Genomic DNA, 19,257 nt, shown 5'->3' with positions numbered 1-19,257 from the left:
CAATGACAGTTGAGTGCACCCGGCTGAAATCCGGGCTGACAGTAGTGACAGAAACCATGCCGCACCTTGAAAGTGTTGCGCTCGGAGTCTGGATCAAATCGGGATCGCGTAACGAGACGGAAGACGAGCACGGCATCGCCCACCTGCTCGAACACATGGCTTTCAAGGGCACGGCGCGTCGCAGCGCTCGTGAGATCGCCGAGGAAATCGAGGATGTCGGCGGCGAAGTCAATGCCGCGACATCGACCGAAACGACCTCCTATTACGCCCGTGTGCTGAAGGACTACGTACCGCTCGCCGTCGACATCCTCGCCGACATTCTGACGGAATCGGCCTTCGAGGAAGAGGAGCTGGAACGTGAGAAGCAGGTGATCCTGCAGGAGATCAACGCCGCCAACGACACGCCAGACGACGTGGTGTTCGACCGCTTCTCCGAGGTCGCCTATCGCGACCAGACGCTCGGCCGGGCCATCCTCGGCACACCGGAGACCGTCGTCTCCTTCACGCCGCAGCAGATCCGCGCCTATCTCGGTCGCAACTACACCACCGATCGCATGTTCGTCGTCGCCACCGGCGCCGTCGAGCATGAAGAATTCTTGCGCATGGTCGAGGATCGTTTTGCCAGCCTGCCGACTGCGCCTTCCGCGCCGCCGGTGATGGAAGCGGCGCGTTATATCGGCGGCAGCGTGCGCGAACCGCGCGACCTGATGGATGCGCAGATCCTGCTCGGCTTCGAGGGCAAACCCTACCACGCCCGCGATTTCTACTGTTCGCAGATCCTCGCCAATATCCTTGGCGGCGGCATGTCTTCCAGGCTGTTCCAGGAAGTGCGCGAATTCCGCGGCCTCTGTTATTCCGTCTATGCCTTCCACTGGGGCTTTTCCGACACCGGCATCTTCGGCATTCATGCGGCGACCGGCGGCGAAAACCTGCCGGAGCTGGTGCCCGTCATCATCGACGAGCTGCACAAATCCGCCGAGCAGATCCACCAGAAGGAAATCGAGCGCGCCCGCGCCCAGATCCGCGCCCAATTGCTGATGGGCCAGGAAAGCCCGGCCTCGCGCGCCGGCCAGATCGCCAGGCAGATGATGCTGTACGGCCGGCCGATCTCCAATACGGAGATGATGGAACGGCTTGAGGGCATCACTATCGACCGGCTGACCGATCTCGCCGGCCGGCTGTTCTACGACACGGTGCCGACGCTTTCGGCGATCGGGCCGCTGGAACAGCTCGCGCCGATGGAAGACATCACCGCTTCGCTTTCGGTCCCGGCACCGAAGACGATGCAGGCCGGCCGCTGAGCCGGCGTTCGTCCTGCCGGGAGTGATCGATGCCAAAATCGGTGTTTCGGTTTCTGTCGCGGCAACCGGAAGCGGTGGAGCTGCAGAACGACAGATATTTCTTGCGCCTGCCGCGCTACCAGGATTTCAACCAGTGGCACCGGCTGCGCGCCGAAAGCCGCAAGTTCCTGGAACCCTGGGAGCCGACCTGGCGGCGCGACGAGCTGACGGAGGGCGCCTATCGCGCCCGCGTCATCCGCGGCAAGCAGGAATATGCCTCGGGCCAGGCAATCCCGCTGTTCATTTTCCTGAAAGACGACATGACGCTCGTCGGCGGCATCACCATCGGCTATATCAGGCGGGGTGCGGCACAAAGCTGCATGATCGGCTACTGGATGGGCGAACGCCATGCCGGCCAGGGGCATATGTTCGCCGCCCTTCAATTGGTTATTCCTTACATCTTCGCCGGGCTTGAGTTGCACCGTATCGAAGCAGCCTGTATTCCAGATAACGCGCGCAGCATTCGCCTGCTAGAAAAGGCCGGGTTTCAGCAGGAAGGCTATCTGCGCGGATACTTGAAGATCAACGGTCAGTGGCATGACCATGTGATGTTTTCACGTCTCGCCACCGATACGGATAAAGGCAGGAAAACCGACAGCCGATGACCAGAGACCGCATGCTGCCCAAGTCACCGTCCGGACGAGTGATCGCGGTGATCGCAGCCCTTTTGCTGGCAGCGTTCGCCTTGGTGGCGGGTGCTGCCCAGGCGGCCGAACCGGTGAAGATTTCCCGTGACGATACTGCGCTCGACCTGACGGCGACCACCGAAATCTACGTCAACCAGGGCGAGGCTTTCCAGGTTTCGACGGCTGCCGGCGCCGACGGCATCCGCCGCCGCATCGAGGTCAGGGCAAGCTCGGAGAACCACCAGGGTGACTGGGCGGTTTTTGCGCTTGCCAATGTCTCGGAGGAACAGCTCGAGCGCGTCATCGTCGCGCCGCATTTCCGCTTGGTCAATTCCAAGCTGTTCTGGCCGGATCTCGGCTCGCAGCGCATCAGCGCCATCACGCCGAGCGAGGGTTTTGCGCTTGATCGGCAGCCGAGCGACGAGGCCGACGTCTTCCGCATCACGCTGAATCCCGGCGCCGTCATCACCTTCGTCGCCGAGCTGTCGACGCCGGAACTGCCGCAGATCTATCTCTGGGAACCGAACGCCTACAAGGACACGATCAACGCCTTCACGCTCTATCGCGGCATCGTGCTCGGCATTGCCGGGCTGCTCGCCGTGTTCCTGACCATCCTCTTCGTCGTCAAGGGCACCTCGATGCTGCCGGCGACGGCCGCGCTTGCCTGGGCGGTGCTCGGCTATATCTGCGTCGACTTCGGTTTTCTCGGCAAGCTGATCAGCGTCGCCTCGGCCGACCAGCGAATATGGCGCGCCTGCGCGGAAGTTGCGCTGGCCTCGAGTTTCGTCATCTTCCTGTTCACCTATCTCAACCTCAACCGCTGGCATGCGCATCTCGGTTACGCCACACTTGCCTGGGTGCTCGGCCTTGCCCTGCTCTTCGGCGTGGCGATCTACGATCCGTCGATCGCGGCCGGCATCGCCAGGCTGTCCTTCGCGCTGACGGCGGCGACCGGCCTGCTGCTGATCATCTATCTCGGCTTCAACCGCTATGACCGCGCCATCCTCCTGGTGCCCGCCTGGGCGCTGACGCTCGTCTGGCTGTTCGGGGCGTGGCTGACGGTCACCGGCCGGCTCGACAATGACATCATCCAGCCGGCACTCGGTGGCGGCCTGGTGCTCATCGTGCTGCTGATCGGCTTCACTGTCATGCAGCATGCTTTTGCCGGCGGCGCCTTCCAGCAGGGACTGTTTTCCGATCTCGAACGGCAATCGCTGGCGCTGACCGGCTCCGGCGACATGGTGTGGGATTGGGACGTGGCGCGCGACCGCGTCGTCACCATTCCCGACGTCTCGGTCAAGCTCGGCCTTTCCCCGGGCACCATGCATGGCGCGGCGCGCAACTGGCTGCCGCGGCTGCATCCCGACGACCGCGACCGCTTCCGCGCCACGCTCGACGTCCTGCTCGAACATCGGCGCGGGCGACTGAACCACGAGTTCCGCATCCGCGCCGAGGACGGGCATTTCCACTGGCTGCTGATCCGCGCCCGGCCGGTGCTCGGCTCCAACGGCGAGATCATCCGCTGCGTCGGCACGATCGTCGACGTGACCGAGCAGAAGAACTCCGTCGAGCGGCTGCTGCACGATGCGCTGCACGACAATCTCACCGGATTGCCGAACCGGCAGGTGTTCCTCGACCGGCTGCAGTCGGTGCTGGCGCTGGCGCCGGGCGGCGATACGCTGAGGCCGACGGTGATGGTGATCGACATCGACCGCTACAAGCTGGTCAATGATGCGCTCGGGGTGGCCGCCGGCGACAATATCCTCATCGCGCTGACGCGGCGCCTGCGCCGGCTGATGAAACCGCAGGACACGCTGGCGCGGCTTGCCGGCGACCAGTTCGGCCTCATCCTGGTGTCCGAGCACAATCCGGCCAAGGTCGCCGATTTCGCCGATGCGGTCAGCAAGGCGATCATGGTGCCGATCAACTTCGCCAACCGCGAGATCATCCTGACGGCCTCGATCGGGCTCGCCTCCTGGGTGGACCGGCAGGAGAGCGCCACCGGCCTGCTCAGCGACGCCGAGCTTGCCATGTACCGGGCAAAACGCGCCGGCGGCAACCGTGTCGAGCCGTTCCAGCCGGCCTTCCGCGATTTCGGCACCGACCGGCTGCAGCTCGAAACGGACCTGCGCCGCGCCATCGAGCGCAAGGAATTGTCGATGGTCTATCAGCCGATCGCCCGGCTTGAAGATGTCGAGGTCGCCGGCTTCGAGGCGCTGATGCGCTGGGAACATCCCAAGCGCGGCAATATCCCGCCATCCGAATTCATTCCGATCGCCGAGGCCTCCGATCTCATCGGCCCGCTCGGCATGTTCGCGCTGGAACAGGCGACCAACGATCTGATGAGCTGGCAGAACCAGACCGGCGAATTGCCGATCTTCGTGTCGATCAATCTGTCGAGCGTCCAGTTGCTCAACAACGAGCTCTATGACGATGTGCGCTCGGTTCTCGCCAAGACGCATTGCCAACCCTCGCGCATCAAGCTCGAACTGACGGAATCCATGGTGATGGAAAACCCGGAACAGGCCCGGCTGGTGCTGCAAAAGCTGAAAGAAGCCGGCATCGGGCTGGCGCTCGACGACTTCGGCACCGGCTATTCCTCGCTGTCCTATCTCACGCGCTTTCCCTTCGACATGATCAAGCTCGACAAGTCCTTGGTGCGGGACGGCAGCGACAAGAAGGCGACGGTGCTCCGATCGGTCATCTCGATGGCGCGCGAACTGGAGATGAAGGTGGTGGCCGAGGGGATCGAATCCAACGAGGATGCGATCGAACTCGCCAAGATGGGCTGCAGCTACGGACAGAGCTATCTCTTCGGGCCGCCGATCCCGTCGGAATCGGTGCTGCGGCTGCTTCGCGAGCGCTTTCCGCTGACCAAGCGGGCGTGACCGGGCGGCCGGTTCTCAACGTTCGACAGGAACGCTTAATCCGACCTTCACCCGGTCCATCGCCACGAATGTGCGAAAGCGCTTGACGTTGTTGTTGCCGAAAAACAGCCGCCGCGTCAGAGCCTCGTAATCCGCCATTGTGGGGACGACGATGACCAGAATGAAATCCACCTCGCCGGTGACGTAGTAACACTGCTGGATTTCGGGCGCGGCCGCGAATTGGCTTTTTGCCTGTTCGATCTGCTCCGATGTTTCGCTGATGACCTCCACCTCCACGAAGATGGTGATCGATTGGCCGAGCGCCGTCGGGTCGAGAACGGCGACGTTCGCCTGGATGATCCCATCCTCCGCCATGCGTTTGATCCGGCGTTGAACGGCAGGCGCTGACAGGCCGACGGCTTCGCCGATCGTCCGCTGCGGCGTCGTATTGTCCCTCTGGAGGATCGCCAGGATCTTGCGGTCGAAAACATCCAGCTGCGGGGATTTGACCGGTCGGCTCAAATTGAGGCTCCAACGAAACAAACTTGCAAAATCACCCTCGAAATACAGCGCCTTTTTCATGTCGGCTGCAATATGTTTCAACCGACAAGGCAAGTGAGGTGCGCATGTTTCTGTTGAACAGCAATTCCGACTATCGTCGCCCGCTCGACCCGCGCGACGCCGAAATCCTCGGCCTGGAGGCCGCCGCCGCAGTCGAGCGCCACCTGGCATTCCGGGAAAACCATGCGGAAACGCCTCTGCTCGCTCTGCCAGGGCTGGCAGCCGAACTCGGTGTCGGCTCGATTCATATGAAAGACGAAGGCCATCGCCTCGGCCTCGGGAGCTTCAAGGCGCTTGGCGGCGCCTACGCGGTGATCCGGCTCGTCCTCGATGAGGCGACAAATCGGCTGGGCCGCGCGATCGATATCTCGGAATTGCATTCTTCGCATGTCCGCAATACCGCCGAGACGATGACAGTCGCCTGCGCCACGGATGGCAATCACGGCCGGTCTGTTGCCCAAGGCGCGCAGCTTGTGGGCGCCCGGGCGGCGATTTTCGTGCATTCCGGTGTCAGCGACGAACGCGTCGCCGCCATCGCCCGCTTCGGCGCGGAGATAATCCGTGTGGACGGGACCTATGACGATTCAGTTCGCCAGGCCGCGCGTATTGCCGAAGAAAAAGGCTGGACGATCGTGTCGGACACCTCTTGGCCGGGTTATGAGCGCATTCCCGGACTGGTGATGCAGGGCTATACCGCCCTTGTCCGGGAGGCCCTGAGAGCTATGCCGCAGCAGCCCACTCATGTCTTCGTTCAGGCCGGTGTCGGCGGGATCGCCGCCGCTGTCGCAGGCCACATGGCCATCGCCTTCGGCGACCGACGTCCGACCTTCATCGTTGTCGATCCCGCCCGCGCCGCCTGCCTGTTCGAAACGGCGCGAGCCGGACATCCGGTGACCGTCGCCCATGGCGAACCGACCGTGATGGCGATGCTCGAATGTTACGAGCCTTCGCTCATTGCCTGGCGTATTCTCTCCCGGGTTGCCGATGCATTCATGACGGTGGATGAAGACAACGCGATCTCGGTGATGAGGCGACTGGCCGATCCCGCCGGAAACGATCCGGCGATCGTCGCCGGCGAAAGCGGCGGCGTCGGGCTTGCCGGGCTGATCAGCGCCGTCGGCAATCCCGAGATCAAGAAGGCATTGTCGCTCCATGGACAATCCCGCATCTTCCTGGTGAATACCGAAGGCGCGACCGATCCCGGCAAATATCGAGAGATCGTCGGGTTATCACCCGCCGCGGTCGCCGCGAAAGCCAGGACCGGAGCGTCGCAATGAGCAAGCGTTCGATCGATGCCTCTCGTCTGCTCGGGCGCATCCCCGAACTCGGCGAGATCGGCCGCGATGCCGATGGCAGGCTTGTCCGATTGGCGGCGTCGGATAGCGAAAAGCTTGGACGCGATCGGTTGGTCTCCTGGCTTGAGGAAGCCGGGCTGGACGTCGCCGTCGACAGGATCGGCAATGTCTTCGGCATCTGGAATGGCGCGGGCGCCCGGGAAGAGCCGATCATGATCGGTTCCCACATCGACACGGTCATCAATGCCGGCATCTATGATGGATGTTATGGCGTGCTGACCGGCCTCGAGGTGATCCAGACGCTGAAAAGCCAAGGCTTCGAACCGTCGCGCCCGATTGTCGTTGCCGCCTTCACCAATGAGGAAGGGGTGCGCTATGCCCCCGACATGATGGGTTCGCTGGTCTATTCCGGCGGCCTCGATGTGGCTGCTGCGCTGGCGACGGTGGGAACCGACGGGACGGTGCTCGGCGATGAACTGGCGCGGATCGGCTATGCCGGCAACCATGCGCCCGGCTTCATGACGCCGCACGCCTATGTCGAACTGCATATCGAGCAGGGCCCTGTTCTCGAGCGGGAGGGCATACCGGTCGGAGCGGTCGAGGATCTGCAGGGTATTTCCTGGCAGAAAGTGACCATCGACGGCGATGCCAACCATGCAGGTACGACACCGATCTCGATGCGCCGCGACGCCGGCTATGCGGCTGCCCGTGTCATCACCTTTCTGCGCGACCGCGCGAAAGCGTCGAACACCCCGACTGTCGCGACCGTCGGCTGCATCGCCTTCGAACCGAATGCCGTCAATGTCATACCTTCACGCGCGACGTTCACGATCGATCTGCGTGATCCGGACGACGACCGCCTCAGGCAAGAGGAAGAGGCGCTCGCTGCATTCCTCGACCGCCTGGCGGCCGATGAAAAGGTTGGCATTTCCGTCGAGCGGCTGGCACGGTTCGAGCCGGTCAAGTTCGATCCGGCGATCGTTCGCCTGATCGAGGCTGCCGCCAGGGATCGGGGTCTGGCGTGCAGGCGCATGACATCAGGGGCTGGCCACGACGCCCAGATGATCGCCCGTATCGCGCCGAGCGCGATGATCTTCGTGCCGAGCCGCGGTGGCATCAGTCACAATCCCAAGGAACTCACCGCCGATGAGGACCTCGTCGCGGGAGCCAATATCCTGCTCGACGTCGTTTGCGGGCTTGCAACAGGGGAACTGCCGAAATGAGCGTCGACGACAAGATCCTGGAACAGGACATGATCGCCTGGCGGCGCGACCTTCACAGCCATCCCGAGTTCGGTTTCGAGGAGAAGCGGACGGCGGCTTTCATCGCGCAAAAACTCAGAGAGTTCGGGCTCGACGAGGTTGTCGAAGGTGTTGGAGGCACAGGGGTTGTCGGAACCCTCAGGCGTGGCGGCGGCAACCGTTCCATCGGCCTGCGCGCCGACATGGATGCCCTCAGAATCACCGAACAGGGCGACAAATCCTATCGATCGCAGACCGCCGGTGTGATGCACGCCTGCGGCCATGACGGCCATACCGCGATGCTGCTCGGCGCCGCCAGGATGCTGTCCGCGGACGGCGATTTCGACGGCACCGTGCGGTTCATTTTTCAGCCTGCCGAGGAGTGGGGCAAGGGCGCGTTGGCGATGCTCGGCGATGGGCTGATGACGCGCTTTCCCTTCGACGAGATCTACGGGCTGCACAATATGCCGGGTCTTGCGGTCGGCGTCTTCCAGACCCGCGTCGGCCCGATCATGTCGGCGGAAGACAATTTCGAAATCGTGCTCAAGGGCGTCGGCGGACATGCCGCGCGCCCCCACTCAGGCAACGAAGTCCTGGTTACCGCCTGCGCGCTGGTGACCAACCTGCAGACAATCGTTTCCCGCAGGCTCGACCCCACCGATATCGGCGTCGTCTCGGTGACGGAACTGCTGACCGACGGCACCCGCAACGCGCTGCCGGGACTGGCGCGCATTCTGGGCGACGCCCGCAGCTTCCGCCCCGAGGTCAGCGCGGCGATCGAAAAGCAGATGCGCCTCATCGCGGAGGGTACAGCCCTCGCCCACAATGTCTCGGCCGAGGTGACCTATACGAGAGAATTCGTTCCGCTGCTTAATGATCCCGCCCTGGTCGAGGAAGCCTTTGCCGCAGCCCGCGACGTCTTCCCCGCCGAGAACATCAAGGTCCGGCGTGAACCGATGACCGGATCGGAAGATTTCGCGCGCTTCCTCGACCATGTCCCCGGCTGCTTCGTCTTCCTGGGCAATGGCGAAGGGTCCGCGCCGCTTCACAATCCGAACTACGATTTCAACGACGCCGGACTGCTGCATGGCGCCAATTTCCACGCGAGCATTGTTCGCAGACGTCTGGGGGCAAACTGACATCCGATCGGTCGCGGCCCGCCGTCCGCATTACGCGGGTGGAGGAGAGCATTTGCAACCGCCTCCGACAAATCATTGACCAACGGCCTGCGATGTGCACCTCTCATGGCTTGCACAAGGAAAATCCGATGCTCAAGTTTCTGCTCACCCTCTCCTTGGGTGTTTTTTGCGTCTCGCCGCTTCAAGCCGGCGACATCACTCCGGTCACCAAGACTTGCCTGCCGGGGGCAAAACAGGTGCACTGCGAGCGCTGGGTCAAGGATTTCAAGACAGCCATGGACCTGGCGCATAAGGGTGACCACGGCGCCCAGGAGACCGTTGCCTTCTGCCTGTCGACAAGCTGCCATGGTGCCGTTGCCATCGACAGGGTCGCTTCCTGCAGCTGGCACCTCGTCATCGCCAATTCAGGCGCTGCGACCGTGCTCGATGGTTCCAACCTCAGGAACACCTGCCGGCCGATGACGCCGGCCGAGAAAGATCAAGCCCGCGCCTTGTCTCGCGACCTCGTGCAGAAGATCTACAAGCGCCCCATGGTCACCACCGATCAGATGTAATCTTCCCGAGGAAAACCGATAACCTCGCCGCCGTCGTCTGCCGCTTCGGCCTGGGCGGCGCAATGTCGGGCGGGCATCGATTGGCATCAGCGCCTTTGCGGCCGGGGCTCGCCGCCGCAACGTCTCCGTGAAAATAAATCTCATTGCCCTCCCCGCTTTCGCCGCTATTCTGCCGACACAGAATCGGGAGGACCACGGATGATCCTGCACTGCGTATTCCTGCGGCTGAAGACCGCGATGACGAACGAGGACAAGCAGTCGCTGTTCGAAGCGATCGTCGCCCTGAAACAAGTCATTCCCGGCATATTGGATATCAAATACGGGCCGAATGTTTCACCCGAGGGCCTGCATGCCGGCTTCGTCGACGGTTTTGCCGTCACCTTCGAAAGCCCCGAGGCGCGCGATGCCTATCTCATCCATCCCGAACATGTGATCGTCGGCGAACGCATCGTCTCGTCGACAGACGGCGGCCTTGCCGGCATTTTGGTCTTCGACCTCAACATCTGAGGCCAGCCGGCGCCGCACCCGACGCGATGCCTGCCGGCCGGTTTCCGGCATAACTCCAAAGTTCTATCGATCTCGCCATCGGCATCCGCGTCGTTTCAAGGGACGCGGACGCTGCTGAACTGCTGTGGAGGTTCGCCACTGCCGTTGACGATATTTTGGCTGCCAAGGGTGTCGAGGGCCGAGAGATTGCTTGATAAGCGGCGATCGGCGCACGGCTCTTGGCCCTCGATTATCAGCTCGATTTCGCCATGGCGGCGGCGAGCTGATCGACATTGTAGCGGAACATCTTCTCGTAGGTCGGCGCCGGCCCCTTGGCGTCGGAGAGCGATTCGACATAGAGCTCGCCGCCCGGCTCCGCGCCGGTTGCCTTGGCCACCTGTTTGACAAGGCGCGGATCGTTGGAATTCTCGAAGAAATAGGCCTTCACGTGTTCGGTTTTGATCTGTTCGATCAGCTTGGCGACGTCGGCGGCAGAGGCCTCGCTTTCGGTAGACAGGCCAAGCGGCGCCAGGAAGCTGACATTATATTCGCGGCCGAAATAGCCGAAGCCATCATGGCTGGTCAGCACCTTGCGGCGATCGTCGGCGATCTTGGCGAATTTTTCGTGGGCGTAAGCGTTCAGCTCGTCCAGCGTCTTCGTATATTTCTCGGCATTGGCCTTGAAGGCGGCGGCGTCAGTGGGATCGGCCGATGACAGCGCCTTTTCGATATTGGCGACCCAGATCTTGACGTTGACAGGGCTATTCCAGACATGCGGATCGGTGATCTTTTCGCCGTCCTCTTCCATGGTGCTGACGTCGATGCCCTCGGAGACCGTGACCGGCTTGCCCTTATAGCCCGAGGCGGTGATCAGCCGGTCCATCCAGCCTTCCAGTCCTTCGCCGCTGACGAAGGTCACCTCAGCCGCGTTCAGATTCTTGGCGTCGGCCGGCGACGGCTCGAATTCGTGGGGGTCTCCGTTCGGCCCGACCAGGCTCGTCACCTTGACATGATCGCCGCCGACCTGCTTGACGACATCGGCAAGCACGGTGAAAGAGGCCACCACCTTCAGCGTCTCGGCGGAGGCGGGCATGGCCGATAGCGCCATCAAGGCGGGGATTGCTGCAGAAAGAAGCAGTCTGTGCGAGGTCATCGAAGTCTCCTTGGGATCAGCCCTTCAAATGCGGGCGGGGAAAGAAGCGCCTAAGAAGGCCGGAGGGCGCGAAAAGAATGGAAAATGCGTAGAAGATCGCCGCCGTCATGATGATCGTTGGGCCGGAGGCGAGTTCGAGATGGTAGGAGGCGATCAGGCCGAGATAGCCGGAAGCGGCGGCACTAACGGCTGCAATCGCCATCATCGCGGGCAGGCTGCGCGACCAGAGCTGGGCGACGGCCGCCGGCAGCATCATCAGGCCGACCGCCATCAGCGTGCCGAGCGCCTGGAAACTGGCGACGAGGTTCAACACCACCAGCAGCAGGAAAAGCACGTGGTAGACCGGCCCGCGGCCGCCGACGGCGCGCAGGAAACCCGGATCGAAGCATTCGGCCACCAGCGGCCGGTAGATAACGGCAAGGACGATAAGGGTCAGCGAGGCGATCGCGCCGATCAGATAAAGCGCCGAAGCATCGATCGCCAGGATGGTGCCGAAGAGTACATGCAGCAGATCGATATTCGAGCCGCGCAGCGAGACGATCAGCACGCCGAGCGCCAGGGATGCGAGATAGAAGCTGGCAAAACTCGCATCCTCCTGCAGTTCGGTCATTCGGCTGACGGCGCCCGATAGCAGCGCCACCGACAGGCCGGCGACAAGGCCGCCGAGGCCCATCGCCGTCAGCGACAAGGAGCCCGCGACGAGATAACCGATCGCTGCCCCCGGCAGCACGGCATGGCTCATGGCGTCGCCCATCAGGCTCATGCGCCTGAGCATCAGAAAGACGCCGATTGGACCGGAGCCGAGCCCGAGGCAAAGGCAGGCGACAAGGGCGCGGCGCATGAAACCGAAATCGGCAAAGGGCGCGAGGAAGAGATCGTAAGCCGTCATGGCGCCGGCGCCTGTTGCGGTTCGCAGGCCTCGGCATCCTCATCCCAGCGCTCGGCCATGGCGCGCGCCTTCATGAGATTGGCGGATGACATGACGTCGGCGGTCGGACCCCAGCCGACCAGCTCGCGGGCAAGCAGCAGCGTGTCCGGGAAATGCGCCCGGACGAGCTCGAAATCATGCAGCACGGCGATGATGGTGCGGCCCTCGCCATGCCAGCGGCTGACGATATCGAGGAGATCCCTGGTGGTGCGGGCATCGATCGCGGTAAACGGCTCGTCGAGCAGAATGATGCCGGCATCCTGCAGCAGCAGGCGGGCAAACAGCACACGCTGGAACTGGCCTGAAGACAGCGAGCCGACATGCCGCTTTCCGAAGCCCTCGAGCCCGACGGCCGATAGCGCCTCGCCTGCCCTTTTTACCTCGGCAGCCGCGATGCGGCCGAAAGCCCCCGTCTTCTTCCAAGCGCCGAGCATCACCGTATCGATCACCGAAATCGGAAACCGCCGGTCGATCTCGGCCGCCTGTGGCAGGTAGCCGAATTCCGCCCGCCCCAGACGATGCTCCACCCTGCCTTCGGCCGGCCGAAGCTCACCCATTATCGCCTTCAGCAGCGTCGATTTGCCCGCCCCATTCGGCCCGGCAATCGCCGTCAGGCTGCCCTTGGCGAAGGCGCCGGAGACATGATGGATAGCGGGGTGCCGGTGATAGGCGACCGTCAGATTGTCGAGACGGATCAGCGGCGTCATGGCAGGCGAACCGCCCAGTCAATGACGAGCCAGAGGAGCGCAACGACGAGCATCATGCCAATCACCCTTGATAAACCCGACTGTGCCAGCAGGCTGACGGAAGGGCGATCGGGGCTTGTGGGCATGGCTGATCCTACAATGTAATAACATTACGGTTATGTTATAACGATTGCGGCGAGATTGAGGCGGCTTCGTGAACTGCGGCCATTTGACAGTAAGCGCTTCGGAGGCAGGCATCAGCGGACAAGTGCTCGAGGTCAAGCCTAGGCGTGAAGGTTGCTAAGGCGATCGACGGAGGCGCAATGCGTTCGCATTATGCCAAACATCGCTGCCCTTGCTCCAAGGGCAGCCCCACTCACCGTCGTCCTCGGGCTTGACCCGAGGATCCACTCTGCCCTCGATCGGCACCGGTCGTGGATCCCAGGCTCGGCGGCCTGGGATGACGGAGAGCGGGGAGCGTTTCTGCCAAACTCGCCGTCGGCGCTTGCCGCTCATCCGCCTGCCGGCACCTTCCCCGCCTCGCGGGGCGAAGGGGACTGCCCCGACCTCTCCGTCCCTCGCCCACCTCTCGCCGAGACCCCTGGCTCGACCCCGGTCAGGTTAGGGTGAGGGGCAGGCATCCGCACGACGGAACAGCCGTGGCCCAGGAGGACAAAGGGTGCGTCCGCCAACTTGCCAGCGCGACGAGTGCCTAGACAACAACCAAAAAGGGCGACCGAAACGGCCGCCCCTTCATCTCTCGGGAATGAAAGCTTAGAGCAGTTCCAGCATCGCCGCCGCACCGGAAACCGTCGCCTGGCCGGGGCTTTCCTCGATGTTGAGGGCTTTGACGACGCCGTCTTCGACCAGCATCGAATAGCGCTTGGAGCGCAGACCGAGGCCGCCAGCGGAGAGGTCGGCATCGAGACCGACGGCCTTGGTGAAGCCTGCGTCCCAATCGGCGAGGAAGTGGATCTTGCCCATGCCGCCGGAGGATTGCGCCCAGGCGCCCATGACGTGCCAGTCGTTGACTGATATGACAGCGATATCGTCGACGCCCTTGCCGAGGATGGTGTCGCGGTTTTCGAGATAACCGGGCAGGTGGTTCAGCGAACAGGTGGGCGTGAAGGCGCCCGGCACGGCGAAGAGCACAACGCGCTTGCCGGCAAAGAGCTGTTCGGTGGTGATTTCGACCGGGCCGTCGGCGGTCTTTTCCTTGAAGGTGGCGGCAGGAAGCTTGTCGCCGATTGCGATGGTCATGGTTTTCTCCTGAATTCCGGCTTGTTGGGTTCTGGCCTGGTGACGGCGGGAGCCGCAGCGGTCGAGGCGACTATAGGTCCCGGTTACTCAAAGGCAAGCGTGGTCTCCATCGCCTTGTCGCCGTCGATAACCAGCACACCCCAGCGTTTACCCGATATATCGTAGCCCTTCGGCAGTTTGCCGATTGCTATGTCGGTCTTGAAGGCGACGCCGTCGCGTTTGCCGCCGATCTGCTTGGTGTAGGCATAACCGCTCGGGCCGGTGACGATGATATCCGGCGCGCCCTTCCGCTCCCCGCCCGGCAGAGCCAGCGTCAGCGACAACGTCTTCTTATCCGGCGACATCGCATGCGCGGTCACGCCGAAATCGGCCGTGGGCGGCTTCGGCAGGCTCGCATCGGCCGCCTCAAGGATCTCCTCCTCCTGCGGATGCGACTGGATGGCGGGGCCAAGCTTCAGCTGAAAATTCGCCTGGAAGGGAATGCAGATATCTTTGCAGACGCCAATGAAGGCCATGGCGTCGATCTCGACCGGACCTTTGCCCGCGGCCTTGAGCGACAGCGGCAGCGTCACCGGCCCGTCATAGGCGATGTCCTCGATCGCGCCGTTGAAAAAATGTTTCGGGACTGGATAGGCGATGACGTCGAGCGTTACAGCGCTGCCCGCCGCGATAGTCACCTGGGGCGGAATGCCGTTCCCGCCGGGCTCTTTCCAATAGGTGATCCAGCCGGGTTTCGGCTCGATCTGCAGGGCGGCGCGGATTTTGCCGGCGGCATCGGGCGCCAGCGCCACCAGGCGCATGCGGCCGCCCTCGTTCTCGGCCCAGGCGCTCATTTCCGCGTGGGCCGAACGATGGGCGGCGAGGGCCGCTCCCACTGAGATGACCGCAATCAAAAGCCGGCGCGGGACTGAGGAAATAATCATCATGGAACAACGGTTTACCGAAACTGAGGTTTCGCCGCCAGAAGTCGCGGCGATTAAATCTTCATTTTCAGTTGATTGATGTGTGACATTGGCCCATGTTTCTCTTGTCAAGGCCTCAATGCGGTTGGCAGCAGGAGGAACGATGTCCTTATCGACGCTGAAGAACAGACGGGAACGTGGCTTCTTCGATGGCCAGTTCCTCATCGCCATGCCCGGCATCGAGGACCGCAATTTTGCGCGCACGGTGATTTATATCTGCGCGCATTCGGATGCCGGCGCCATGGGCTTCGTCATCAACCGCCCGCAGAGCCTCACCTTCACCGATGTGCTGCTGCATCTCGACATGATCAAGCAGGAAGATTCGATCGTGCTGCCGCAGCGCGCTCGCGACTTCCCGATCCAGACCGGCGGCCCGGTGGAAAGCGGCCGCGGCTTCGTGCTGCATTCAGACGATTATTCCAGCGACTCCTCGATCCCCGTCAGCGACGACATCTGTCTGACAGCGACGCTCGATATCGTGCGCGCCATCTCCAAGGGCGATGGGCCGGCGCGGGCGACCATGCTGCTCGGCTACTCCTCCTGGTCGGCCGGCCAGCTCGAAAACGAGGTCGTCAATAATGGATGGCTCACCTGCCCGGCCAATGAGGAACTGATCTTCGACCGCAGCCTCGACGACAAATACGAGCGGGCGCTCGCCGGCATGGGCGTGACCGCCGCCATGCTTTCGGCCGAAGCCGGCCATGCCTGAGGTGGCTGGCTCGAAGATAGCGGGAACGAATAGCCGCAACTGACGTTTCATTTCGGCAAACACGGGCAAAAGCCCCATCCTTGACGAAGGAGACATCACATATGGGTAGCACCAGCGACAAGATTTCAGGCAAGGCCAACGAAATTGCCGGCAAGACCAAGCAGGCCGTCGGCAAGGCCGCGGATAATGGCGAAATGCAGGCCAAGGGCGCCGTTCAGGAAGCCAAAGGCAAGGGACAGGTCGCAACCGGCAAGGTCAAGGACAAGCTCAAGGGCGCCGTCGACCGGCTCTGAGCCACAAGCTTATCCGTCATCAACCATGCCTGCTGCGCCCTCGCGCGGCAGGCATTTTTAATCCGCACCCTCATGCTCTGCAGAGATAGACACGATGAAGCTTTTCGCCTGCGACAATTGCGATCAGGTCGTCCATTTCGACAACCGTCAATGCGTGCGCTGCAACCATCGGCTCGGCTTCCTGCCCGGCGATCTCGCCATGCATGCGCTGGAGCCGCGCGAGGAGACGGTGTGGCAGCTCGTCTCCAACCCCGAGCGCGAGGTGCGCTTCTGCGCCAATGCCGGCCTCGACATCTGCAACTGGCTGGTGGACGGCGATGAGGCGGGCGAATTCTGCGTTGCCTGCCGCCACAACCGGCTGGTTCCGAACACCGATACCCAGAACGGTATCGATCGCTGGCGGCGCATCAGCCAAGCACAGCGCCATCTGTTTTATTCGCTGCTGCGCTGGCGGCTGCCGCATCCCGATCGGGTGCAAGATCCGGAAAGCGGCCTGGTCTTCGATTTCCTCGAGGATTCGATCGAGAGCAACGGTTATGTCGTGCCGGCCATGACCGGCCACGAGGAAGGGCTGATCACCATCCGCGCCGCCGAGGCCGACGATGCAACGCGCGAACAGGCGCGCAGCTCGATGAACGAACCCTATCGCACCCTGCTCGGACATTTCCGCCACGAGACCGGTCATTTCATCTGGAACAAGCTGGTGCGCGACCGCAATGGCCTGGAGGATTTCCGCGCCGTCTTCGGCGACGAACGGCAGGATTATGCCGCGGCCCTGCAAAACCACTATGCCGGCGGCGCGCCCTTGGGATGGCAGGACAATTTCATCAGCGCCTATGCCGCCTCCCACCCTTGGGAGGATTTCGCCGAATGTTTCGCCCATTACCTCCATATCGTCGACACACTCGAAACCGCCCGCGCCTTCGGCATCGCCATCGACCCGCGCGGCCACGAGGAAATCGCCGGCGAAGTGGATTTCCTCCCCTACCGGGCAGAGAACGCCGAACAGCTGGTCAGCGCCTGGGTGCCGCTCAGCATCGCAATCAACGCCATTCAGCGCAGCATGGGCCAGCCGGACTCCTACCCCTTCGTGCTGTCCTCGCCGGTCGTGGCGAAACTCGAATATCTGCACCGGCTGATCCAGGGTGCTGCGACGGCGCGGCAGGGGTGAGGCGCCGCACATCTCCGCCCTCATTCCTGCGCTCGTCACAGGAATCCAGCCACCGCGCGTCTGCGCGGTGAATAGCTCAATGCCAGTTTGACAAGAGTCCCCCGCGCCCAAGGACTTGGGCGCACTGGATTCCTGTGACAGACACAGGAATGTAGGAGCAAGGGCAAATCCATCCCGCCCATTGTCGGTTTCCAAAACCCGATATAAGCCCTTCGCGCAATACCCCTGGAGGATGCAGTGATATGGACGATGCCGCTCGAACCATGATCGTGCTGGATGCCAGCCAATCCCGCTTCCAGTTGCGGGCCGGCGCTTTGATCCGCTCCCATGGCCACATCCTCATTCATCGCGTCGTCGGCGACATTTTCTGGGTGCTGCCCGGAGGACGCGTGGAATTTCACGAGGCGGGCGCCGAAACGCTCGCACGCGAAATAGAAGAGGAAATCGGCTGCCGGGCGACAGTAGGACCGCTGCGCTTCGTCATCGAGAATTTCTTCGAATTGGCCGGACGAAGGGTGCATGAAGTCGGTTTCTATTATGAGGCGGAGCTGATGACCGCCCTTCCCTTCCATGAGAGCGATATCGTCCACCGTGTCCGCGACGGCGCCGCCGATCTGGAATTTCGCTGGGCTTTACCAAGCCGGGCCGCCCTCGACCAGTTCGACCTGCAACCAATGCCGCTGCGTGAGCTGATCGAGACTATGCCCGACGGCGTCCAACACCTGGTGCGGCGCGATATAGCCCAGGAATGACATCATCGGCCAAATTCGTGTTCCAGCAGACCCATCATGACATCGTCGTGCCAGGCGCCGTTTACAAAGGCTGCCTCGCGTTCTCTGCCTTCCTCGACAAAGCCGCATTTCCGGTAGGCGCGAATTGCCCTTTGGTTGTAGCTCAACACACGAACGCCAATGCGATGAAGTCGCAAGGGACCGAACGCGTGTCCGAGCAGAACTGAAATTGCTTCGCTTCCCAGTCCTTTGCCAAGGGCGTTCCGGTCATAGATGCCTATGGCCATCGACGCTCGCCGATCATGTATATCCAACCGATCTAGCCGTATCACACCGAGCAGCGCTTCTCTCGCCTCGATAATCCAGGCATGAGGATGTTCGACAATTCCCTGTACCCAATTGGCCGCCGACGCCCGCGAGACGGTGGGCACGTCATCGCGGCTGATGCCGAACATCTCGAATATGTCGATGTCGTTTCCCAGCCGAAATCTTGAGTCGATATCCCCCTCTTTGGGTGGACGGAGCGTCACATTTGCCCCCGTCAGCGTCGATGTCACCTTAAGCACCTCCAAATTCAGTACCCGTGTCGATGAAGCCGGAGGCACTCCTGGGCAACCGATCGGTGAAACGCGTTACCGCTTCGCGATCCTGCAACAGCCACTTTGGACCTGAAAAGCCAGAATACAGCTGGGCATGCGCGTCAAACGAATTCCAGTTGTTCTTTCGTATCCTGTATTCCGCCACCCACTTGAGCAAGCCGGCAAACTGCGTCTCTGACTCACCGCCTTGAATCCCCCTCTCTTTGACATTGGCGATGCACGCCTCTACGGGCAGATCGATCCAGATCAACGCGGTCACGCGGCCGAGGACCATGTTCACCAATTGGCCATAGACCCCTTCCATAACCCAGCTTTCCGCTTCGGCCGCCGTCTTGACCATCGCGTCTCTGAGTGTCCTGTCGCGAGCGGTGCCGTCACCGCCCGGTTCCCAATGGATATCGTCAAGATGGATGATGGGCCGGCGAAGTTGCTCACCGAGGCGACGGGAAAGCCACGTCTTGCCGGTCCCGCCGTTTCCCATAATGAGGACCCGCTCGAACGTATCTGATCGGTTGGTAAGCTCCATTCGCGGCTCCTGCGTGACGACCTCCATTTCATCGCCAGCCCCTCATCCGCCTGCCGGCACCTCTTGGATGATGAAAATGTAGGATATTGATGCTTGCCGGGCGGGTGGCCGCCCGCCCGGCAGCTGGTTG

The 19,257-nt window shown here is 62.4% G+C and carries 20 protein-coding genes; 12 read left to right on the top strand and 8 right to left on the bottom strand.

What is annotated here, in order from left to right; translation table 11 throughout:
- Nucleotides 1–2: 2 nt before the first annotated feature.
- From ATY29_RS21425 to ATY29_RS21415, 3 genes are read left to right on the top strand one after another with little or no spacing between them, the layout of a single operon-like run.
- On the top strand, nt 3–1,301 hold the full coding sequence (locus ATY29_RS21425; protein ID WP_003569808.1) for a M16 family metallopeptidase: 1,299 nt from the start codon (nt 3–5) through the stop codon (nt 1,299–1,301).
- A gap of 29 nt (nt 1,302–1,330) precedes the next feature.
- On the top strand, nt 1,331–1,945 hold the full coding sequence (locus tag ATY29_RS21420; RefSeq protein WP_003569810.1) for a GNAT family N-acetyltransferase: 615 nt from the start codon (nt 1,331–1,333) through the stop codon (nt 1,943–1,945).
- Nucleotides 1,942–4,854 carry a sensor domain-containing phosphodiesterase gene (locus ATY29_RS21415; RefSeq protein WP_025415520.1) on the top strand — a complete coding sequence of 971 codons (2,913 nt, stop codon included), beginning with the start codon at nt 1,942–1,944 and terminating at the stop codon, nt 4,852–4,854. The genes ATY29_RS21420 and ATY29_RS21415 overlap by 4 nt, the downstream gene beginning before the upstream one ends.
- Nucleotides 4,855–4,869: 15 nt before the next feature.
- On the opposite strand, the gene ATY29_RS21410 is transcribed toward ATY29_RS21415, so the two are convergent.
- The gene (locus ATY29_RS21410; protein ID WP_097537286.1) at nt 4,870–5,355 is read right to left on the bottom strand and encodes an Lrp/AsnC family transcriptional regulator; all 486 of its coding nucleotides are present in this window, start codon (nt 5,353–5,355) and stop codon (nt 4,870–4,872) included.
- A gap of 104 nt (nt 5,356–5,459) precedes the next feature.
- On the opposite strand from ATY29_RS21410, the gene ATY29_RS21405 reads away from it, so the two are divergent.
- The 5 genes from ATY29_RS21405 to ATY29_RS21385 all read left to right on the top strand — a co-directional run bounded on the left by ATY29_RS21405 (nt 5,460) and on the right by ATY29_RS21385 (nt 10,130).
- Nucleotides 5,460–6,671, top strand: a complete 1,212-nt coding sequence (locus ATY29_RS21405; RefSeq protein WP_097537271.1) for a diaminopropionate ammonia-lyase — start codon at nt 5,460–5,462, stop codon at nt 6,669–6,671.
- A complete protein-coding gene (locus ATY29_RS21400) occupies nt 6,668–7,912 on the top strand; it encodes a Zn-dependent hydrolase (RefSeq protein WP_097537270.1) in 1,245 nt (414 codons plus the stop codon). The genes ATY29_RS21405 and ATY29_RS21400 overlap by 4 nt, the downstream gene beginning before the upstream one ends.
- Nucleotides 7,909–9,069 (top strand): M20 aminoacylase family protein, encoded by a 1,161-nt coding sequence (locus tag ATY29_RS21395; RefSeq protein WP_097537269.1) that lies wholly within the window; start codon nt 7,909–7,911, stop codon nt 9,067–9,069. The genes ATY29_RS21400 and ATY29_RS21395 overlap by 4 nt, the downstream gene beginning before the upstream one ends.
- A 128-nt stretch (nt 9,070–9,197) precedes the next feature.
- Nucleotides 9,198–9,623: a hypothetical protein gene (locus tag ATY29_RS21390; RefSeq protein ID WP_003569817.1), complete on the top strand. Its 426-nt coding sequence runs from the start codon at nt 9,198–9,200 to the stop codon at nt 9,621–9,623.
- 198 nt (nt 9,624–9,821) lie between these two features.
- Nucleotides 9,822–10,130: a Dabb family protein gene (locus ATY29_RS21385; protein ID WP_003569818.1), complete on the top strand. Its 309-nt coding sequence runs from the start codon at nt 9,822–9,824 to the stop codon at nt 10,128–10,130.
- A gap of 232 nt (nt 10,131–10,362) precedes the next feature.
- Here ATY29_RS21385 and ATY29_RS21380 read toward each other — a convergent pair whose 3' ends face one another.
- The 5 genes from ATY29_RS21380 to ATY29_RS21360 form a co-directional block, all read right to left on the bottom strand.
- Nucleotides 10,363–11,262 carry a metal ABC transporter substrate-binding protein gene (locus tag ATY29_RS21380; protein WP_097537268.1) on the bottom strand — a complete coding sequence of 300 codons (900 nt, stop codon included), beginning with the start codon at nt 11,260–11,262 and terminating at the stop codon, nt 10,363–10,365.
- Between the two features lie 16 nt (nt 11,263–11,278).
- Entirely contained in the window at nt 11,279–12,151 is an 873-nt protein-coding gene (locus ATY29_RS21375) for a metal ABC transporter permease (RefSeq protein WP_097537267.1), read from the bottom strand.
- On the bottom strand, nt 12,148–12,897 hold the full coding sequence (locus tag ATY29_RS21370; RefSeq protein ID WP_097537266.1) for a metal ABC transporter ATP-binding protein: 750 nt from the start codon (nt 12,895–12,897) through the stop codon (nt 12,148–12,150). Before ATY29_RS21370 ends, ATY29_RS21375 begins: the two co-directional genes overlap by 4 nt.
- Nucleotides 12,898–13,650: 753 nt before the next feature.
- Nucleotides 13,651–14,136, bottom strand: a complete 486-nt coding sequence (locus ATY29_RS21365) for a peroxiredoxin (protein WP_003569825.1) — start codon at nt 14,134–14,136, stop codon at nt 13,651–13,653.
- A gap of 83 nt (nt 14,137–14,219) precedes the next feature.
- Complete coding sequence (locus tag ATY29_RS21360; RefSeq protein ID WP_097537265.1) at nt 14,220–15,062, bottom strand: protein-disulfide reductase DsbD domain-containing protein; 843 nt, start codon at nt 15,060–15,062, stop codon at nt 14,220–14,222.
- Between the two features lie 139 nt (nt 15,063–15,201).
- On the opposite strand from ATY29_RS21360, the gene ATY29_RS21355 reads away from it, so the two are divergent.
- The 4 genes from ATY29_RS21355 to ATY29_RS21340 all read left to right on the top strand — a co-directional run bounded on the left by ATY29_RS21355 (nt 15,202) and on the right by ATY29_RS21340 (nt 18,023).
- A complete protein-coding gene (locus ATY29_RS21355; RefSeq protein WP_003569829.1) occupies nt 15,202–15,807 on the top strand; it encodes a YqgE/AlgH family protein in 606 nt (201 codons plus the stop codon).
- Between the two features lie 101 nt (nt 15,808–15,908).
- The gene (locus ATY29_RS21350; RefSeq protein ID WP_097537264.1) at nt 15,909–16,100 is read left to right on the top strand and encodes a CsbD family protein; all 192 of its coding nucleotides are present in this window, start codon (nt 15,909–15,911) and stop codon (nt 16,098–16,100) included.
- A gap of 94 nt (nt 16,101–16,194) precedes the next feature.
- Nucleotides 16,195–17,271, top strand: a complete 1,077-nt coding sequence (locus ATY29_RS21345) for a zinc-binding metallopeptidase family protein (protein WP_097537263.1) — start codon at nt 16,195–16,197, stop codon at nt 17,269–17,271.
- A 242-nt stretch (nt 17,272–17,513) separates the two neighbouring features.
- Nucleotides 17,514–18,023, top strand: coding sequence for an NUDIX hydrolase (locus ATY29_RS21340; RefSeq protein WP_097537262.1), 510 nt, complete (start codon nt 17,514–17,516; stop codon nt 18,021–18,023).
- Nucleotides 18,024–18,025: 2 nt separating this feature from the next.
- Here the strand turns inward: ATY29_RS21340 and ATY29_RS21335 are convergent, their stop codons facing one another.
- Nucleotides 18,026–18,559 carry a GNAT family N-acetyltransferase gene (locus ATY29_RS21335; protein WP_003569835.1) on the bottom strand — a complete coding sequence of 178 codons (534 nt, stop codon included), beginning with the start codon at nt 18,557–18,559 and terminating at the stop codon, nt 18,026–18,028.
- Nucleotide 18,560: 1 nt separating this feature from the next.
- Nucleotides 18,561–19,127: a P-loop NTPase family protein gene (locus ATY29_RS21330; protein WP_097537285.1), complete on the bottom strand. Its 567-nt coding sequence runs from the start codon at nt 19,125–19,127 to the stop codon at nt 18,561–18,563.
- Between the last annotated feature and the right edge of the window lie 130 nt (nt 19,128–19,257).

The organism is Rhizobium hidalgonense, assembly GCF_002914525.1.
Lineage (GTDB): Bacteria > Pseudomonadota > Alphaproteobacteria > Rhizobiales > Rhizobiaceae > Rhizobium > Rhizobium hidalgonense.
This window is presented reverse-complemented; position numbering and strand designations above follow the sequence as displayed.

Excerpts from the sequence above, each read along its gene's own strand:
- ATY29_RS21425 (WP_003569808.1), top strand. The coding sequence starts at position 3 with ATGACAGTTGAGTGCACCCGGCTGAAATCCGGGCTGACAGTAGTGACA.
- ATY29_RS21420 (WP_003569810.1), top strand. The coding sequence starts at position 1,331 with ATGCCAAAATCGGTGTTTCGGTTTCTGTCGCGGCAACCGGAAGCGGTG.
- ATY29_RS21415 (WP_025415520.1), top strand. The coding sequence starts at position 1,942 with ATGACCAGAGACCGCATGCTGCCCAAGTCACCGTCCGGACGAGTGATC.
- ATY29_RS21405 (WP_097537271.1), top strand. The coding sequence starts at position 5,460 with ATGTTTCTGTTGAACAGCAATTCCGACTATCGTCGCCCGCTCGACCCG.
- ATY29_RS21400 (WP_097537270.1), top strand. The coding sequence starts at position 6,668 with ATGAGCAAGCGTTCGATCGATGCCTCTCGTCTGCTCGGGCGCATCCCC.
- ATY29_RS21395 (WP_097537269.1), top strand. The coding sequence starts at position 7,909 with ATGAGCGTCGACGACAAGATCCTGGAACAGGACATGATCGCCTGGCGG.
- ATY29_RS21390 (WP_003569817.1), top strand. The coding sequence starts at position 9,198 with ATGCTCAAGTTTCTGCTCACCCTCTCCTTGGGTGTTTTTTGCGTCTCG.
- ATY29_RS21385 (WP_003569818.1), top strand. The coding sequence starts at position 9,822 with ATGATCCTGCACTGCGTATTCCTGCGGCTGAAGACCGCGATGACGAAC.
- ATY29_RS21380 (WP_097537268.1), bottom strand. The coding sequence starts at position 11,262 with ATGACCTCGCACAGACTGCTTCTTTCTGCAGCAATCCCCGCCTTGATG.
- ATY29_RS21375 (WP_097537267.1), bottom strand. The coding sequence starts at position 12,151 with ATGACGGCTTACGATCTCTTCCTCGCGCCCTTTGCCGATTTCGGTTTC.
- ATY29_RS21370 (WP_097537266.1), bottom strand. The coding sequence starts at position 12,897 with ATGACGCCGCTGATCCGTCTCGACAATCTGACGGTCGCCTATCACCGG.
- ATY29_RS21365 (WP_003569825.1), bottom strand. The coding sequence starts at position 14,136 with ATGACCATCGCAATCGGCGACAAGCTTCCTGCCGCCACCTTCAAGGAA.
- ATY29_RS21360 (WP_097537265.1), bottom strand. The coding sequence starts at position 15,062 with ATGATGATTATTTCCTCAGTCCCGCGCCGGCTTTTGATTGCGGTCATC.
- ATY29_RS21355 (WP_003569829.1), top strand. The coding sequence starts at position 15,202 with ATGTCCTTATCGACGCTGAAGAACAGACGGGAACGTGGCTTCTTCGAT.
- ATY29_RS21350 (WP_097537264.1), top strand. The coding sequence starts at position 15,909 with ATGGGTAGCACCAGCGACAAGATTTCAGGCAAGGCCAACGAAATTGCC.
- ATY29_RS21345 (WP_097537263.1), top strand. The coding sequence starts at position 16,195 with ATGAAGCTTTTCGCCTGCGACAATTGCGATCAGGTCGTCCATTTCGAC.
- ATY29_RS21340 (WP_097537262.1), top strand. The coding sequence starts at position 17,514 with ATGGACGATGCCGCTCGAACCATGATCGTGCTGGATGCCAGCCAATCC.
- ATY29_RS21330 (WP_097537285.1), bottom strand. The coding sequence starts at position 19,127 with ATGGAGCTTACCAACCGATCAGATACGTTCGAGCGGGTCCTCATTATG.